Below are 18,567 nucleotides of genomic sequence, written 5' to 3'. Positions count from 1 at the left end.
CGACAATAGCAAGAGTGAACCACCTGATCCCTTCCCGAACTCAGAAGTGAAACCTCTTAGCGCTGATGGTAGTGTGGGGTTACCCATGTGAGAGTAAGTCATCGCCAGCTCATTATTCGAAACACCCCCTGACTAGTCCAGGGGGTGTTTTTTTTATGCGGAGAAAAGGGAAAAATAAGCAGAAAAGTAGAAGGATAAAACAGGAAAATGAGAAAATTATTGATAGATTGAGACTTGAATTATTTAAACATGGATGATTATTAGACAATAAACGCATTTAAAAATCATCAATTGAGGGAATTCTCAGCCTAAAAATGTCGGAAAACCTGAATGTAAGTCAGCTAAAACAACAGTTTAAATGCCTAATTATCGACTTAAGTGATGGCTGATGACTTATGATTTAGAAATCTACGACTTAGATCGTAGAACTGCGATTTTTTTCTATAAAATTTGAGTTTTATTCTGACAATTTTCATATCAAATAATCTATCGTCTGATTGTGGTTTAGCTTCTAATAACACATTGATAATTAATCATTATTAAAACTAGACCCGCAGTCCATCGATTTTTTTATGTATAAATATTTCAAAAATATCTAAGTTTTTATGGCATTTTATTCCCAAACGACATAGATATATCTGAAAGGTATGGGTCTATACCTTTGTAATTTTGGACAATTTACATTGAAAAACGGCATTGTAGCGAAAAATAAAACTCACAATTGGAGGTGAGGTTCAATGTCTACAAGCACAATGAATGTGAATAGCGTTGTCGATAACGCTAAGTTCACAAAATCGCATTTCAGCATCATGATGTGGTGTCTAATTCTTATTTTATTTGATGGTTACGACTTAGCGATCAATGGTGTTGCGCTGCCTTTATTGATGAAAGATTGGGGATTAACAGCTGTCCAGGCAGGCATGCTTGCGAGTACAGCACTTGCAGGGATGATGTTTGGTGCCATGATGTTTGGTACTTTGGCTGATAAGATTGGCCGTAAGAAAGTCATCATGATCTGTGTATTTTTATTCAGTACATTCACATTTTTAGGCGGTTTTGCATCAAATCCTACTGAATTTGGTGCTTTACGTTTTATTGCTGGACTTGGCATTGGTGGAGTATTACCGAACCTTGTGGCATTGACGTCTGAATATGCACCTAAGCATCTACGCAGTACTTTAGTGACCACTATGTTCAGTGGTTATGCAATGGGTGGCATCATGGCCGCTTTATTTGGTTCATGGTTTACTGCGGATTATGGCTGGCAAATCATGTTCTTCATTGCGGGTATTCCACTGTTACTGTTGCCATTTGCTTGGAAGTTTTTACCTGAATCGCTCACATTTTTGGTGAAGGTGAATCGTCACGATGAAGCTCGTAGGATGATTCAAACCATTGCACCAGAGCAAACGGTGACTGCAAATACTCAACTTGAACTGACTGAAGTTGCTGTTCCGGGTGGAGCGTCTGTTAGAGCATTGTATAAGCAAGGTCGTGGCATAAGTACGATGTTGTTTTGGCTATGCTTCTTTATGTGTCTATTAACCCTGTATGCATTAGGTAGTTGGTTACCAAAACTAATGATGGCCGCAGGTTATTCATTAGGTAGCAGTTTGACGTTCCTATTGGCGATGAACATTGGTGCGGTAATTGGTACGATTGGGGGAGGTATCTTAGCGGATAAGTTCCATTTAAAACCGGTGATCATTACATTATGTCTGGCAGGTGCTGTGGCATTATCTTTACTCGGCTTTAATTCTCCACAGCCTGTGATTTACCTTTTGGTTGCAGTGGCAGGTGCATCAGCAATTGGTTCTCAAATCTTACTCTATAGCTATGTTGCACAGTATTATCCGCTGTCTGTTCGTTCGACAGGTATTGGTTGGGCATCTGCTGTGGGGCGTACAGGTGCGATTGTTGGCCCGATTCTGATCGGCTATTTATTATCACAAGAATTGCCACATCAAATTAATTTTATGGCTGTGGGAATTCCAGTAGTCATCGCAGCAATTGCAGTGTTCTTTATTCGCAAAGCGCAAACGGATGAAGAAGTTGCCGCTTTAGAAAATGTGAATAAGGCTTCAGTGAAAACACAGCGTTCGTATAGCTAAATCATAGATTTAAAAAGCCCGTCATTTGATGGGCTTTTTTTATGTTGTATTCACATTTTTTATTATTAATTTAGTTTTGAAGAATTTATTAATATTATGATAAATAATGAGATTTAATATTTTAGATAGCTTTTCTAATTTAATTTCATCGTTATATATAGACTCGATCATACGTTTTTCAGTGCAAGCAGAGATCTGAAATAGGGGATGATATTCACGGCATTTAGGTAGCTGAGTTTGAGGCTTGTGGTTCATTTTGTTACTTAAATATAGTGAACTCTGTGTTCAGTCAGCGCATGATAGAGGGCATAGATTTATTCACATTTATCAATAATGTCTCAAGATCATGGAAATATCGTCATGTCCAAAGCCGTACAAGATATAAAAGATTATCCGCTCTATGTTGCAGGTAAAGCAGCGACTACCGATCAGTGGTTAGAAGTGAATCATAAATATACCCAAGACGTATATGCACGCGTTGCACTCGCAGATGCTGCAACCATTGAAAAAGCCATTGATTCAGCGGTTAAATCTAGCGCTGCAATGGTGGCATTGGAACCTTTTCAAAAACAAAAAATCTTACTGCACTGTGTTAAACGTTTTAATGAAATGCGTGCAGAATTGACTGAAATTTTAATTGCGGAAGGTGGAAAACCGCGTAAAGCCGCAGCTGCTGAAGTTGAACGTTTAATCAATACCTTTCAAATTGCTGCCGATGCTGTCACACAGATGGATGATGGTCGCATGATCCCATTGGCAGTTACCGCAGCGGCATCTGGATATCAAGGTATGGTCAAACATGTGCCAATTGGTCCTGTATCGTTGATCAGCCCGTTTAATTTTCCGATCAATCTGACTGCGCATAAAATTGCACCTGCCATTGCCGCAGGCTGTCCATTTGTTTTGAAGCCTGCAAGTTTGACGCCTATTTCAGCTTTAAAAATTGCGGAAGTTTTAGCAGAAACGGATTTACCTAAAGGTGCTTTTTCAGTTTTACCTTGTCCACGTGAACATGCAGATGTCTTGGTCACAGATGACCGATTTAAACTGCTCAGCTTTACCGGTTCCGATGTTGTCGGCTGGGATATGAAAGCGCGTGCGGGACGTAAAAAAGTGACTTTAGAACTTGGCGGTAATGCTGCGGTATTGGTTGAGCCTGATACTGAAATTTCAGCGGCATTTATTGAACGCTTAGTCGGTGGGGCGTATAACCATGCAGGGCAGGTGTGTATCAGCGTACAACGCATCTTGGTGCATGCTGATATCTATGCCGATGTGAAGAAAAAACTCGTGGCGAGAATGAAGCAGCTTAAAGCCGCTGATCCTCACTTGGAAAGCACCATGGTCGGTCCAATGATTAAGGAAGCAGAAGCAACACGCGTACATAAATGGGTCGATAAAGCAGTAAAAAAAGGTGCTAAAGCATTGGTTCGTGGTGAACATCAGGGTGCATTGCTCGATCCAATTTTATTGGAAAATGTCGATGAATCGCTAGAAGTGTATAAAGATGAAATCTTTGGCCCTGTAGCGATTTTAGAGAAATACAAAAACTTTGAAAAAGGTATTGCCAAAATTAATAGCAGCCGTTTTGGTTTACAAGCGGGTGTCTATACGCAAAATTTGAATAAAATGTTGTATGCGTGGAATCACTTAGATGTCGGTGGAGTGATTATTAATGATATTCCATCTTTCCGTGTCGATAACATGCCATATGGTGGCGTAAAAGATTCTGGCTTAGGCCGTGAAGGAATTCAGTCTGCCATTCGAGATATGCAAGAAGAACGCGTATTGGCGATAAAACTGTAGCAGTTTAAACTTGGGCTTGGTTCAGTATGGATCTGTTCGAAGCCCATTTTTTAATCATTTCAAAAACCTAAAGTGCATAAGAAAAAATGAAACGAATTTTATTATTGGTCAGTTTGATGACCGTGAATATGGCTGTCTTTGCCTTTAACGCCACTCAAATGGTGACGGATGCACGCAGTCAAATAGGGAAAACCTTATATTACGATCCTGCGTATACTGCACTGCGTTATCCGATGGGAGATGTCCCTTTAATCAAGGGTGTTTGTACCGATGTGGTAATTCGTGCATTACGACAGCAAGGGATTGATTTACAAAAAGCCATTCATGAAGATATGAAAGCCAATTTTAAGCAGTATCCACAAAAATGGGGCTTAAAAAGTACTGATAAAAATATTGATCATCGGCGTGTTCCCAATATTCAAACCTGGATGCTACGTCAGGGCTTTGTTGTCAAAGATAAGCAGTATTTGGCCGGAGATATTGTCACTTGGGACTTAGGGCGTGGTTTAGTGCATATCGGTGTGGTTTCAGATCGTAAAGTGAAAGCTAGCGGTGTTCCGCTGATTATCCATAATATTGGAGAGGGCACACAGGAAGAAGATATTTTGCATGCCTATCAAATTACCGGACATTATCGAGTGAAATAACTTTAAAAATTTAATTGGAAATAAAATATTCCTAAAAGTTATATTATTGATAACTTAAATTGTATGAAAAATAAGCTGATTAAATGAACATTTAAGCCTAAACACATTATAAAAATGGAATATTTGCCGTAGAAATTACAGAAAAACTTAAAAAAAGTGAGTATTGTTAATTCATACAAAGGGAAAGTTATTTGTGGTGTTTTTAACCAAAATGCGCATGTGATTTTTCTGTTTGCAATTTGGTATAGACGCTCACAAGGTATCTCACCAGATCAAACACCCAGAATTTTATTTTTATGGTTCTTTTTTTGCTCGCGATATAACCATAACAAGCAGCAGTTAAAGATGCCTGAGGTTTAGGTGTTCTATGTCAGATAATCGTGAAAACTGGTCGGCACGATCAGGATTTATCATTGCCGCTATTGGTTCTGCTGTAGGTTTGGGAAACATTTGGCGTTTCCCTTACGTGGCATATGAAAATGGTGGCGGTGCATTTTTAATTCCCTATTTAATTGCAATTTTTGCAGCGGGTTTGCCTTTATTATTCTTAGATTATGCAGTGGGGCATAAATTCCGAAAAGCACCGCCTACTGCATATAAAAAACTTATGAACAGTGAGGCATTAGGCTGGTGGCAAGTGATGGTGACACTCATCATCGGGATCTACTATGCCAGCGTATTGTCATGGGCCGGCAGTTATATTTTCTACTCAATTGGTCAAAAATGGGGTGAAGATACGCAAGGCTTCTTCTTTAATACCTACTTGCAAAATGCCGATGGAATTGCCTTTGGTTTTGTACCGACCTTATTTTTTGGATTGGTGATTGTTTGGGCGATTACCATGTTCATTTTATATGGTGGTGTGAAGAAGGGTGTAGAGCTTTCGAATAAAATCTTTATTCCATTGTTGGTGATTTTGTTCTCGATTTTGGTGATTCAAGCGGTACGTTTACCTGGTGCTACAGAAGGTTTAAATGCATTCTTTACGCCAAACTGGGATGCGATGACTGACTATAAAGTATGGTTAGCAGCCTTTGGTCATATCTTCTTCTCGTTATCGATTGGTTTCGGGATTATGTTGACCTATGCGTCTTACTTAAAAGCAAAAACCAACTTAACCGGTTCAGGTGTAGTCGTTGCATTAGCCAACTCATCATTTGAAATCTTAGCGGGTATTGGTATTTTTGCGGCATTGGGCTTTATGGCGCATAGTGCGGGCGTACCTGTAAATGAAGTGGTTTCAGGCGGTATTGGTCTTGCGTTTATTGCTTTCCCGAAAATCATTTCGAGCTTGGGTACGGGCGGTGATTTATTTGGTTTCTTGTTCTTCTCATCACTTGCTGTTGCGGGTATCACGTCAATGGTGAGTATTTTGGAAGTGCCAATTGCGTCGTTCCAAGATAAATTCGGCTGGTCACGTAAAAAAGCAGTAACGATTGTGGCAGGTGGTTCTGCCATTGTATCAACCTTAATTTTCTCAACCCACAGTGCAATTACTTTCGTTGACATCATTGACTACTTTGCCAATAACATTGGTATCGTGGCGGGTGGTTTGTTCTCAATTATCTTGGTGTCGTGGTTCCGTCGTCCATTGCTTGCGCAATTACGTGATCATGTGAATCAATATTCAAGTATCAAATTGGGCTTTGGTTGGAACTTCTTATTAACGGTTGTTACTCCGCTTTCATTATTAGTAGCTTTAGGCTTAACCATTAAAGACGTTGCATCTAAAGGCTATGGTGGTTATCCAGTAGACGTGTTATTGCCTGTTGCTGGTGTGGTCATTGCATTCTTTGTGCTTGGTGCGATTGTATTTAGTTGCATGAAAGACAAAAAACCTGAGGAGAAATAACATGAATACATCTGCATTAATCATGATGATCATTTCAATGGTTTTACTTTGGGGCGGTTTGATCTTAGCGTCGATTCATTTAGCAAAACATCCAGATGAAGAAGATTAAGCTTCATCGTTGATAAAAAGGAACCCGAGGGTTCCTTTTTTATGTGGTACTAAAAAGCAAATTCTATTGCAGATTAAGCTGTTTTTTGAATACGACAGTAGAAGAAGCCATCGCCATAACCCGCTTTCGGGAACAGTTGACGACCATGAATTTGTTCAACACCCCAATCCGCTTCAATTTTAATTTCTTGGGCATCGGCATGATTGGCAAAGAACTCAACCATTTGCTGTTCATTTTCAGCTTTTAAAATCGAGCATGTGATGTAAAGCAGCGTGCCGCCGACTTTAAGCTGCTTCCACATGTTTTCCAAAATTTGTTTTTGTAACACTACAGTTTTTGCAATGTCGCCCGATTGACGTAGTAAACGTATATCAGGATGACGACGCATTACACCGACAGCAGTACATGGGGCATCGAGCACGATACAATCAGCAAGTTCAGGAGCAGTATAGGTGATGGCATCGGCAGTCTGAATTTCAACATGTTTACCATCGAGATCCAAACGATTAAGGTTTTCAACCACACGTTTTAGACGCTTTTCATCTTGATCCAGTGCAATGAGTTTCTTCGGTTGGAAAGTCTCTAAAATATGTGCGGTTTTACCACCCGGCGCAGCACAAGCATCAATCACAAATTTACCATCGAGATTTGGTAATAGTGTTGCACACAGTTGAGCATGTTCATCTTGTACCGAAAAACCACCTGCTTCAAAGCCCGGTAAGCTTGGAATATGTAGGCTTTCGTCCATCACAATACCGACATTAGAGAGTTCACAGCGATGTGCATCGATGCCTTCATCTTCCAAAATATCGAGATATTCGTCACGGCTGACTTGGCGTGTATTGACACGTAAAGTCAGTGGTGCAATTTGCTTAAGCTCATAACTAAGTTCATCAAATTGTTCGCCCCAGTCTTTTTTCAGGCGTTTGGTTAACCAACTTGGTAGATTTGTGGCTTGTTCAAGTACATCGTAGAACTGTTCTGTTTCACGTGTTGCACGGCGCAAAATTGCGTTGATTAAGCCACTTAAACTTCCCATACCCAATTGTTTTGCAGCTTCCACCGTTTCAGAAATTGCAGCATGAGCTGCGACACGGGTACACAACAATTGGTACAAACCAAGGTATAAACAGGTTTCAACCACTTGGTTATCTACCGGTTTAGACAGAAGCGGTAAAGTCAGTTGTTTCAATGCATACCATTGACGTAAACAACCAAGCACCAATTCATGGAATAACGCACGGTCTTTATCTGACACGATATTCATTTGCTGCGCGAGGACAGATTGCAGCGATTGACCATTTTGGACAGCCAATAACGTCTTCACTACCTGAGCACGTAAATTAAGGTCTCGGGTCGAGGCGTTGGGAGATTGCTTCATTATAAAATTTGTCCAATAGTCAATTTTTGGGTTTGTAAAATTTGTACAGGGTTGAGTGGTTTAGCACCTGGCCATTGTAAAGAGGTCAAAATAATCACGCTGCCATTGGCACAGGCAACGTGTATGCCTTTTTTGTCGATGGCAATGATTTCACCTGCTTGAGCGTTCGGTGCAGACACAGCAGAAAGTTCAGAATGCCAAACACGTAAGTTGTTTTGTTCATCCAACTGAATAAAGGCTACCGGCCACGGATTAAAGGCGCGAATATTACGATCGATTTGTATGGCATCGATGGACCAATCAATTTTTGCTTCGGCTTTTGAAAGCTTATGTGCATAAACCGTTAACGCTTCGTCTTGGACTTCACGGCTGTCCAGATATTGCTGCAATGTTTGTTCAGTGTCTAAAACGGCAGCAATTGCAGTTGCACCTTGCTCTGCAAGTTTGTCATGCAAAGTTGCAGAGGTATCCGTTACTTCAATCGGGCAGATGGTTTTATACATCATGTCGCCTGTATCGAGTCCGGCTGCCATTTTCATAATGGTGACACCTGTTTCAATATCACCTGTTGCGATGGCACGTTGAATCGGTGCTGCACCACGCCAACGTGGCAGCAATGAGCCATGAATATTTAGGCAGCCATATTTCGGGGTATCTAGCACCACTTGCGGCAAGATCAAACCATAGGCAGCAACCACCATAACATCGGCATTTAAGGCCTTTAATTCCGCTTGTGCGGCTAAACCTTCTTCAGTCGATGATTTGAAATGAAGGGGTTGGTAAACAGGAATATGGTGCTCTAAAGCCAATTGCTTTACGGCAGAAGCTGTGAGTTTTTGTCCACGTCCAGCTTTGCGGTCAGGTTGAGTGTATACCGCAACAATTTCATGTTGTGTGTTGAGCAATGCAGCTAGTGCTGTTGCGGCAAATTCTGGCGTACCGGCAAAGATGATTTTCAAAATGAATGAACCGAATCTGTGTTGAATATGTGGATTATAGCAAATGATTAATGCGTAATTTAGAACATTAGAAATTGATTTTTGCAACTTTGAAGCTGTCCAAGCTCAATGATTTCATAACCCAAAATCGCAAATTTGCAATTTTTAAATAAATTATATTTATATAAAATTTAAAAATTATTCATGAAAGTTTTGTATTGTGCAGCCATTGATGGCGGTATAGTAGATTTCAGTTAAAAGATTTTTGTCGTCAAATCACTCGTTTTTATTGATAGACCCATCTGCCCAAATCTCAGCTTAAAAAGCCATCTTTAAAAACAATGGCTTGGTGTATGATAGGTTTAAAATTCGACTGATTTTACATCATTGTCAGTATGATTTAGCCAGAGTGAATCTGTAGGATTCATTTCAAGCTCAAACTTTGTTGGAAATATAAAATGCCTGACTATCGTTCAAAAACATCGACACACGGAAGAAATATGGCGGGTGCGCGCGGCTTATGGCGCGCAACTGGTATGAAAGATGAAGACTTCGGTAAACCAATTATTGCCGTCGTGAACTCATTTACTCAATTTGTACCGGGTCACGTTCATCTTAAAGACCTTGGTCAACTCGTGGCGCGTCAAATTGAGCAAGCAGGCGGTGTAGCCAAAGAGTTCAATACTATCGCAGTCGATGACGGTATTGCGATGGGCCATGACGGGATGCTGTATTCATTACCTTCACGAGACTTAATTGCAGACTCTGTGGAATACATGGTAAGCGCGCACTGTGCCGATGCCATGGTATGTATTTCCAACTGTGACAAAATTACTCCAGGGATGTTGATGGCGGCAATGCGTTTGAACATTCCAGTGGTATTTGTCTCTGGTGGTCCAATGGAAGCGGGTAAAGTTAAAATCCGTGGTAACGACAAAGCCATCGACTTGATTGATGCCATGATTGTGGCTGCAGATGACAACTATACCGATGAAGAAGTTGCTGAATACGAACGTTCTGCATGCCCAACTTGCGGTTCATGCTCAGGTATGTTCACCGCAAACTCAATGAACTGCTTAACAGAAGCATTGGGTCTGTCTTTACCGGGCAACGGTTCTACACTGGCAACACATGCAAACCGTAAAAAATTATTCGAACGCGCAGGCTCTTTAATTGTTGAATTGGCTAAACGTCATTATGAACAAGATGATTACAGCGTATTGCCACGTGAAATGGTGACCAAAGCCTCGTATGAAAATGCAATGACTTTAGACATCGCGATGGGTGGTTCAACCAATACCGTTCTACACTTGTTGGCTGCAGCCAATGAAGCTGGCGTTGATTTCACGATGGACGACATTGACCGTTTATCTCGTAAAGTGCCTGTACTCTGTAAAGTTGCACCTGCGAAAAACGACGTACATATGGAAGATGTACACCGTGCTGGCGGTATCATGTCCATTCTCGGTGAATTAGACCGTGCAGGCTTATTGGACACATCTGTAGGTACTGTTCACGAAGCAAGCTTAAAAGATGCTTTAGATAAATGGGACATTATCCGTACTGAAAATGAAGACGTTTACCAATTCTTCCGTTCAGCGCCGGGCGGTGTACCAACGCAAACTGCATTCTCACAAGATCGATATTACCAACGTCTTGACGGTGACCGTGAAAATGGCGTGATCCGTAATGCTGAACATGCATTCTCTAAAGATGGTGGTTTGGCTGTGCTTTACGGAAACATTGCGTTAGATGGCTGTATTGTCAAAACGGCAGGTGTAGATGATTCAATCTTGAAATTCAACGGTACTGCACGTGTGTTTGAAAGCCAAGATTCTGCAGTAGAGGCGATCTTGGGTAATGAAATCAAAGCCGGTGATGTGGTGGTGATTCGCTATGAAGGCCCACGTGGTGGTCCGGGCATGCAAGAAATGTTGTACCCAACCAGCTACCTGAAATCGAAAGGTCTAGGCAAAGAATGTGCGTTATTGACTGACGGTCGTTTCTCTGGCGGTTCATCAGGCCTTTCAATTGGTCACGTATCTCCAGAAGCAGCAGAAGGCGGTGCAATTGGTTTGGTGGAAGATGGTGATTTAATCGAAATCGATATTCCAAACCGTACCATCAACTTAGCTGTTGATGAAGAAACCATGGCCGCTCGCCGTGCAGCGCAAGAAGCTAAAGGCTGGCATCCTGTGGAAGAGCGTCCGCGTAAAATTTCGAAAGCATTGAAAGCGTATGCAATGCATACCACGAGTGCGGCGAAAGGCGCAGTACGTGAAATCTAAATTTTAGATCTCCAAATAAAAAAGCACTCCACATGGGGTGCTTTTTTAATTTACATCTACATAACTTGCATTGGATACGAGGAAATGTCATCCGCAACTGTCTGAGGCAAACGGTAATTTAAAAGTGAATGTTTCTGCGATCATTTTTTTAGTTGCAACCAGTTGCCGAGTTTTGTCGGTGAGGTGCATTGCACCGCAAGATGGTTTCCTTGCGAAGCTTCGCATCTCATTTTGCCGAAACAAAAGTAACATACGAGCTCCGAAAATTAGCTTTTATAGAGGTAAGACTCCGCTGTAATCAGCTTTTAAATGAAATAATGGGACAATAATTCTAAGTTATAGATTTCTTAATCTGATTAAAAATAATGTTTCTTGAAGCAACTAAATAAAATTTAATAATTAATTGATGTCATTAAAATTCTAAAAAAGACAGCCTCGAATAGTAGCTATAATTTATATGGCTTTGTGTAGGCAATCCCTTACTTTTGAAAGATCCAAAGTAACAAAAATCTTTTGTTCTGCTGATATGGCATCCCTGCCATACAGAAAAACAGCGACATCCATGTCGCTTTGTCATGTGATTGAATGGTATTGCATGCGCTAAAAATCTTTTTTGTTGAGATGTAATTTCTTTTACATGCCGAGCGCTTTCTATACAATAAATTTAAAAGAACCCGCCAAAGCTGAAGCCAAAATCAGCCATCGCCAAGGAAGAACAATGAGTAAAAATAATATCCGCGAACATTCAGCACCTGTTTATGACGGCATAGAAAATGCGCCTGCACGTTCCATGATGCGTGCCACAGGCTTCCAAGATGCTGACTTTAAGCGCCCATTTATAGGCATCGCCTCGACTTGGGCCAATGTCACGCCGTGTAATATGCATATTGATGGCTTGGCGCGTGAAGCTGAAAGTGGGGTGAATGCTGCAGGCGGGAAAGGCATTATTTTTAATACCATCACCATTTCTGACGGTATATCCAACGGTACAGAAGGCATGAAGTATTCATTGCTATCGCGGGAAATCATTGCCGATTCCATTGAAGCTGTGGTGGGCTGTCAGGCCTATGATGGCGTAATTGCCATAGGCGGCTGCGACAAGAACATGCCGGGCTGTATCATGGGTTTGGCGCGATTAAACCGTCCGGGCCTGTTTATTTATGGTGGCACCATCAAACCCGGAGCAGGGCATACCGACATGATTTCGGTATTTGAAGCAGTCGGTCAGCAAGCCAAAGGCGAAATTAATGAAATTCAGGTCAAGCAGATTGAAGAAGTCGCGCTGCCGGGGCCGGGTTCGTGCGGCGGTATGTATACGGCCAATTCGATGGCTTCAGCGATTGAAGCACTGGGCATGAGCTTGCCGGGGTCTTCAGCACAGGAAGCGGTATCCGCGGATAAAATTGCCGACTGCCAGCGTGCAGGTGAAGCCGTGATGAACCTGCTGCGTCTGGATATTAAACCACGTGACATTATGACCAAAGCCGCTTTTGAAAACTCGATTAAAGTGCTAATTGCTTTAGGCGGGTCAACCAATGGCGTGCTGCATTTGATTGCCATGGCGCATACCGCAGGTGTGGAACTCTCTTTGGATGATTTTGTGCGTATTGGCAAAGATATTCCTGTGGTGGCCGATGTACGTCCATCGGGTAAATATTTAATGTCGGAACTGATTGCTATTGGTGGTATTCAGCCGCTCATGAAACGCATGTTGGATGCAGGAATGCTCGATGGTTCTTGCCTGACGGTTACGGGCAAAACTTTGGCGGAAAACTTAGCCGATGTAGCAGATTATCCTGCAGGTCAACAAATTATTCTGCCGTTTGATGCGCCAATCAAAAAGGATTCGCACTTGGTGGTACTCAAAGGCAATCTGTCACCGACAGGTGCTGTGGCTAAAATTACCGGTAAAGAAGGGCTGTATTTTGAGGGGCCTGCGCGGGTATTTGAGGGTGAACAGGGTGCCATGCGCGGTATTTTAGATGGTGAAGTACAAGAAGGCGAAGTGGTGGTGATCCGCGGTGTTGGACCCAAAGGCGGGCCGGGTATGCCTGAAATGCTGAAACCGACTTCAGCGATTATTGGTAAAGGTCTAGGCAAATCCGTCGCACTGTTGACTGATGGGCGTTTCTCGGGCGGCAGCCATGGTTTTGTGATTGGTCATGTGACACCAGAAGCCTATGAAGGCGGCCCAATTGGCTTGGTTAAAAACGGCGATAAAATTTCAATTAACGCTGAAACCCGTGAAATGACTTGGCATGTGGCTGAGGATGAAATTGCTGCACGTCGTGCGGCCTGGGTCAAACCGAAGCCAAACTATACCCACGGCGCTTTGGCTAAATTTGCCAAGTTGACCTCTGGTGCGGAAAAAGGTGCGGTGACTGACCTAAATCTAGACGTCTAATGCATTGTTAAACATTGAACATTCAGCCCTGACTTGATATAAGTTTTGCACAAGGCTTATATCTCATTTAAAACAGCTTCATAATAGAAGTTGACTTTAAGTATGTGCTGGAAGGTTCGGCACAATTCATCATTTTGAGGCAAAAAACGCATGTCACTGTTACGCCGTTGGTTCGATCCAATCCGATCGAGTTGGTTTTATCAGAAACCGACCCGACAAGCGGTGTTACCCACGGAACAAGGTCTGAGTGTTTATCTTCGACTGGATGATGTCTATAGCTATTTGGCTGCGCAGCAACTGCCTCAATTAGAAGAAATTCTCAGTGATGAAATTAAACCACTAAAAGTGATTATTTGTCGTCAGAGTGCAGAACCTCCTAATCAAATGTCCTCGATAGAATGGCAACAATATTGTCTGAATGATGCCCAAATTTTAGCGCGGCAGCATCGTTTTAGTTTTCATGAAACACCTGAACAACCGACCGCTGAAGCTTTAGAACAAGCCGAAATTATTCTAAAAAATACGCCATTACGCGGCCAAGATTTTCTTTATTTACTTGAAGATGTGTTCCACATGCTGTGGCAAAAGCAGTATGGCAAGCTGAGAACACTGTATGCGATGGCCAGCCGTCATCACAAAGCACAAGATTTTCCTGAACGTATCTTTACCGATACCCCGATTTTATCAGGCTATTTTGAGTTTGGTGAACGTAAGTACCATGCTGTAGATGATTTACTGCGTTTAACACGCCGTTTAAAACAACAAAAACTCCTGACAGATAACCCGATCTTTATGATCAATCATATTGAATGGCGTGAGCACCTGATCAGTGATGCAGAAGAGTTGAATGAAATTCAGGGGCTCGATCCTGAGCTTGATCTCTACATCGCGATGGAAGATCCGATTTCATGGTTATTGCTGGCTTATATTCGTGAAGAATTGGCGGACTATTATAATATTCAGCTGAATGTGTATCCATTGTCGTATCACGGTCGTGATCTGTTTGACTGGAATTTGGCAACACGTCTGTCTAAACGGACAGAAGTTAAGTTCACGCCATTTTGCCGGCCTACAGAAGCTGCGACATTAGCTATGTCACAGCTTTACTACAGTGCGCCCGAAGAGCAGCGTATTGAGGTGATGTATCGCATTTTGGAGGCCGTATGGACCAAAGGGCGTGATTTATCCTTTAAAGCACATTTTCAGGCTTTACAGTATGAGTTAGAGATTTCTGAACTGACTACTGACGATATTGCTGAAAAATTAAAAGAAAATGATATGCACTGTGAGATGAAGTCACAGCCCGATTTTCCTGTTTTAGAATTACGTATTGCAGATCAAAGCTATGTATTTAATAGCTTATACCGCGTTTGGATGATTGAAAGTATTTTCAGTAATGTGTTAGAAGAGAAGTATAAAAGTGAAAACACCGCTGAAAGTGAAGCCAGAGAAGATGAAGAAAGAAAAAGTTGAGTCATTAGAGCAAGCCCGCGCACAGATTGATGTGATTGATCAGGGGATTATTGAGCTCATTGCTGCACGTCAGTTTTATGTCGATCAAGCGGTGCGTTTTAAGCATTCAGTACAGGATGTTCAATCACCAGAACGTGTCGAAGCGGTGATAAGTAAAATTCGTCTACAAGCCACAGAGCACGGTGTAAATGCAGATATTGTGGAACGTTTATACCGCGATATGATTCAGCATTTTATTCAACGTGAGTTGAAAGAGATTCGTCCATAGTTGGGACCGATTTGATGTTATTCCCAAGTAGAAATGTCCTACCTAATAACCAAATAGAAATGTCCTATATGGACATTTCCAAGTCAAGCACAGGATTCAGATTTCGTTGTTGAATTGCTGTTTTCTGTGCACGTCTACTTGGCATCTTTTGAGAACGATTGCGTTTGTTTTGTTGTTCCAGTTCTTCATGCTGTTGTTGGATATGATTCAGAACAGCACCCAACCGTTTATTCTCAACAATCTCTCGCTGATTCAGCTGACTTAATTTATCGAATAGGCTGTAATTGATCTTTCGGCCATCATGCATGAGGGCTACAGTACCATCCGGGTATTCCAGGAACTCAAGATACTTACCGATCAACCTTTGATTTTCTTCGGTGTTTTCTAGGAGATATACGCATTTATCATAAGTAATCGTCAGGCTATTCGTGACTCTGCGGGGTTCACGCCAAGTAAAAATATCATCTAATTCTTCGGCTGTTTCAGTGATAGGCCGATGTAGATTCTTAGGATTAAAAGCCATCTTGGCGAACTTCTGATTGAACTGCTCAATGAAGCAAGGTAGCCAGGCATTCGCTTGCTCAATCGAACAGATACCTTCCAAGCGCATTTCTTTGATCAGACGGTCCTGAAGCGTTCTATTCGCCCGTTCTACACGGCCTTTGGCCTGCGGTGAATTGGCGAAGATGATATCGATATTCAGGGTGCTGAGTACACGTCCAAACTGGGTAATCTTGGTGTCTTTCTTGCTGCTTTGATTCACTCTAAAGACTGAATGTTTGTCGCTGTAAAACGCTAAAGGCTTACCGTGCTGTTCGACATATAAACGTGTTGAAATCATATAGTCAAAAGTTGATTCTGACTCACAGAAGCGTAAATGCTGTAATTTACCTGTGGCATCATCAATGAATACCAGTAGACAGCATTTAGCAGCGCGTCCTTCAAACCAGTCATGGTGTGAGCCATCAATTTGGATCAGTTCACCAAAGCAATCCCGGTTGTAACGAGGCTGATACGGGCGTTTCAGGCGCTTGGATCGAGGAATCCATAAGTCAGCTGCAATCATCCAGGAACGCAGGGTTTCTACTGAAAGATCGAGTCCATGTACGGTGGTGAGCTTTTCATGCGCTAAAGTGGGCCCGAAACCATGGAGTTGGTCAGAAACAATATTGAGGCATTTGAGTCTGAGTTCTTCAGGAAGTTTGGAATTGCTGATTTGGCCACGACCGGCATGGGCTAATGCAACTGGACCTTGGGCTTTGTATTTCTGCAGTAAGCGTCTGATCTGACGTTCTGAAATATGAAGTAGCTGAGCAGCATGGGATTGAGTTATGCGTTGATCGCAGATTTCCTGCAAGACCGACAATCGTTTAAGTTCTTTATCCGACATAGACACCAACATATCAAACCGTCCGCTAAGGAAATTGCAGAAGTGCATATTCTAAAAGCGGACATTTTTACTTTGGAGAAACCGGACATTTCTATTTTGGAGTTACAAAAATATTTCGCATAAGAGATTTTATGTTAAGTAAATACTAGAAATGCCTTTGATTTGGGAATTTCGGATAAATCCACTATGTCAAATAGGGTTTTATATTTTTAAAACTCTATTCAAATTGCGGGTATATAAAATCATAACATCCTGTTTTTATACGATTTACAATACTATAAGGATTAATAATTATTCCAATTTCTGCTTTACGGCTTTCACCCTCTAGATTACCGACATCAATAAATTCTTCATTTATATGCCATATATACCAATTGTGAGATAATTTAATTATTTCCTCACCAATTTTCGCCCCATAATCACTTGTATCTCTGAATAGAATTTTAGAAAAATCACCAACTTCTACTATGTTTCCAATTTTCTCCCAAAGTTTCATTTTAACGCCGAATTTAGTTACGCAATGAGCATAAAAATCGATATCATCATTAACTATATCCAGTAAGTCAGGCTTGAAACCACATGGATACACAGTCTTAAATGCCCTAATAACATCACTATTCAATTGCGTTTTATCATAAGCAATCAGTTGAAAATATTTTTTACTGCCATAATCCAACTCTACAGAAAATACATCACCGATTTTTGTGTAAACTCTAGTCATTATTTGATACCAGAACTCTTAGTTGGTCGAGTTTTATTAGTTTTCTTAAAATTAACATAATACGGATCATACGAAATCATCAATGTATAGCTTTAATTTCCTGTTGGAAAGCCATGAAACATCCATTGTATTCCCCATAAGATTACTAAGATAAGGATCACCCAAACCATAATCTTTAAATTATACATTCTGTAAGTTTTACTAAAATTAACATAATACACGTTATACGAATTCAAAAAATGGGAGCTAAGCTCCCATTTTTAATGCATTTTTTTAAATAAGACTAGGATGTGCATCTAAAATTCGAATCAATGTTGCTGCTGGTCCTGTTGGATAGCGTCGACCTTGTTCCCAGTTTTGCAGAGTACGATGGCTAATGTGGAGACGTGCTGCAAATTCGCTTTGACTTAAACCAGTTTTTTCTCGCACTTCCTTAATATCTGGTAATTCAAGTTCGGTCGTTCGACTAGCTTGGATCTCTTTGCGCTTGATTGCTCCTGCTTCTTTAATCGAAGCAACTAAGTCATCAAATAAGTTGTTATCCATGAAATTGCTCCTTCACGAGTTGGCGCAGAATGGCGGTTTCTTTATCCGTTAGATTATCTTTTACAGATTTTGGATAAGCCACCAAGAAAAAGATTTGATCATCCTCATTTACCCAATAGTAAATTACTCTGATACCGCCACTTTTGCCTTTATTACCTTGAGCACAACGTACTTTTCGAATGCCACCGCCATTCTTGATTAAGTCACCTTTATCTGGCTGAACCAATAGATCTTGTTGAAGTTGACGATATTCCTCATCAGATACAAGGTCTTTGATTTGCTTGGTAAAGATACTGGTTTCAATGAATAACATAGATTCTGTGTACGTCAATGGCGTACAAGTATTCTAGCAGTTTCCACATCAAAAAACGAGAGCTGCTGCTCTCTGTTATTCACCAATTAAAATGTCTGTGCGATAAACCATTTAAAATGTCCTGTTTTTAACTACAAGAGTCAAGTACAGGATTTAAATTTCTTTGTTCAATAACAACTTTCTGAGCTTTACGACTCGGCATACTTTTCTTGAGACGGGAACGTTTATTCTGTTTCTCCAATTCCTCATGTTGCTGCTGGATATGGGCCAGGACCGAACCTAATCTTTTATTCTCAACCACTTCATTCTGCTGTAGTCCA

Annotated in this window: 15 protein-coding genes, 1 rRNA gene and 1 pseudogene; 10 read left to right on the top strand and 7 right to left on the bottom strand. The window is 41.3% G+C overall.

The genetic code is table 11. From position 1 onward, the window contains the following. From rrf to B1201_RS16555, 6 genes are all read left to right on the top strand, one after another. A 5S ribosomal RNA gene (rrf, locus tag B1201_RS16580) occupies positions 1-110 on the top strand; the annotation flags it as partial. A 627-nt stretch (positions 111-737) separates the two neighbouring features. Further along, positions 738-2,111: an MFS transporter gene (locus tag B1201_RS16575; protein WP_078194503.1), complete on the top strand. Its 1,374-nt coding sequence runs from the start codon at positions 738-740 to the stop codon at positions 2,109-2,111. A 360-nt stretch (positions 2,112-2,471) separates the two neighbouring features. Then, positions 2,472-3,917: an aldehyde dehydrogenase family protein gene (locus B1201_RS16570; protein WP_078194508.1), complete on the top strand. Its 1,446-nt coding sequence runs from the start codon at positions 2,472-2,474 to the stop codon at positions 3,915-3,917. A gap of 86 nt (positions 3,918-4,003) precedes the next feature. Next, the gene (locus B1201_RS16565) at positions 4,004-4,564 is read left to right on the top strand and encodes a DUF1287 domain-containing protein (protein WP_143221724.1); all 561 of its coding nucleotides are present in this window, start codon (positions 4,004-4,006) and stop codon (positions 4,562-4,564) included. Positions 4,565-4,931: 367 nt separating this feature from the next. Continuing rightward, positions 4,932-6,416: a sodium-dependent transporter gene (locus B1201_RS16560; protein ID WP_078194502.1), complete on the top strand. Its 1,485-nt coding sequence runs from the start codon at positions 4,932-4,934 to the stop codon at positions 6,414-6,416. A 1-nt stretch (position 6,417) separates the two neighbouring features. Next, a complete protein-coding gene (locus B1201_RS16555; RefSeq protein WP_078194501.1) occupies positions 6,418-6,525 on the top strand; it encodes a methionine/alanine import family NSS transporter small subunit in 108 nt (35 codons plus the stop codon). 73 nt (positions 6,526-6,598) lie between these two features. Here B1201_RS16555 and rsmB read toward each other — a convergent pair whose 3' ends face one another. Further along, complete coding sequence (gene rsmB, locus B1201_RS16550; protein WP_078194500.1) at positions 6,599-7,906, bottom strand: 16S rRNA (cytosine(967)-C(5))-methyltransferase RsmB; 1,308 nt, start codon at positions 7,904-7,906, stop codon at positions 6,599-6,601. After that, positions 7,906-8,865, bottom strand: coding sequence for a methionyl-tRNA formyltransferase (fmt, locus tag B1201_RS16545; protein WP_078194506.1), 960 nt, complete (start codon positions 8,863-8,865; stop codon positions 7,906-7,908). The genes rsmB and fmt overlap by 1 nt, the downstream gene beginning before the upstream one ends. Positions 8,866-9,302: 437 nt before the next feature. On the opposite strand from fmt, the gene ilvD (B1201_RS16540) reads away from it, so the two are divergent. From ilvD (B1201_RS16540) to B1201_RS16525, 4 genes are all read left to right on the top strand, one after another. Further along, entirely contained in the window at positions 9,303-11,132 is a 1,830-nt protein-coding gene (gene ilvD, locus B1201_RS16540) for a dihydroxy-acid dehydratase (protein WP_078194499.1), read from the top strand. Between the two features lie 718 nt (positions 11,133-11,850). Continuing rightward, positions 11,851-13,536: a dihydroxy-acid dehydratase gene (gene ilvD, locus B1201_RS16535; RefSeq protein WP_078194498.1), complete on the top strand. Its 1,686-nt coding sequence runs from the start codon at positions 11,851-11,853 to the stop codon at positions 13,534-13,536. Positions 13,537-13,686: 150 nt separating this feature from the next. Next, positions 13,687-15,009: a hypothetical protein gene (locus B1201_RS16530; RefSeq protein ID WP_078194497.1), complete on the top strand. Its 1,323-nt coding sequence runs from the start codon at positions 13,687-13,689 to the stop codon at positions 15,007-15,009. Beyond that, a complete protein-coding gene (locus B1201_RS16525) occupies positions 14,990-15,277 on the top strand; it encodes a chorismate mutase (protein ID WP_078194496.1) in 288 nt (95 codons plus the stop codon). Before B1201_RS16530 ends, B1201_RS16525 begins: the two co-directional genes overlap by 20 nt. 64 nt (positions 15,278-15,341) lie before the next feature. On the opposite strand, the gene B1201_RS16520 is transcribed toward B1201_RS16525, so the two are convergent. The 5 genes and pseudogenes from B1201_RS16520 to B1201_RS16495 form a co-directional block, all read right to left on the bottom strand. Beyond that, positions 15,342-16,667, bottom strand: coding sequence for an ISNCY family transposase (locus B1201_RS16520; protein ID WP_078194504.1), 1,326 nt, complete (start codon positions 16,665-16,667; stop codon positions 15,342-15,344). A gap of 217 nt (positions 16,668-16,884) precedes the next feature. Beyond that, entirely contained in the window at positions 16,885-17,388 is a 504-nt protein-coding gene (locus tag B1201_RS16510) for a hypothetical protein (RefSeq protein WP_078194495.1), read from the bottom strand. Between the two features lie 273 nt (positions 17,389-17,661). Further along, the gene (gene nadS / locus B1201_RS16505; protein WP_004676016.1) at positions 17,662-17,934 is read right to left on the bottom strand and encodes a NadS family protein; all 273 of its coding nucleotides are present in this window, start codon (positions 17,932-17,934) and stop codon (positions 17,662-17,664) included. Then, positions 17,927-18,247 carry a type II toxin-antitoxin system RelE/ParE family toxin gene (locus B1201_RS16500; protein ID WP_002126330.1) on the bottom strand — a complete coding sequence of 107 codons (321 nt, stop codon included), beginning with the start codon at positions 18,245-18,247 and terminating at the stop codon, positions 17,927-17,929. Before B1201_RS16500 ends, nadS begins: the two co-directional genes overlap by 8 nt. A 127-nt stretch (positions 18,248-18,374) precedes the next feature. Continuing rightward, positions 18,375-18,567 (bottom strand): annotated as a pseudogene (locus B1201_RS16495) (ISNCY family transposase); the annotation flags it as partial.

The organism is Acinetobacter sp. ANC 5600 (assembly GCF_002018395.1).
GTDB lineage: Bacteria > Pseudomonadota > Gammaproteobacteria > Pseudomonadales > Moraxellaceae > Acinetobacter > Acinetobacter amyesii.
The sequence above is the reverse complement of the archived record's forward strand: the minus strand, read 5'-3'. Positions and strand labels throughout refer to the sequence as shown.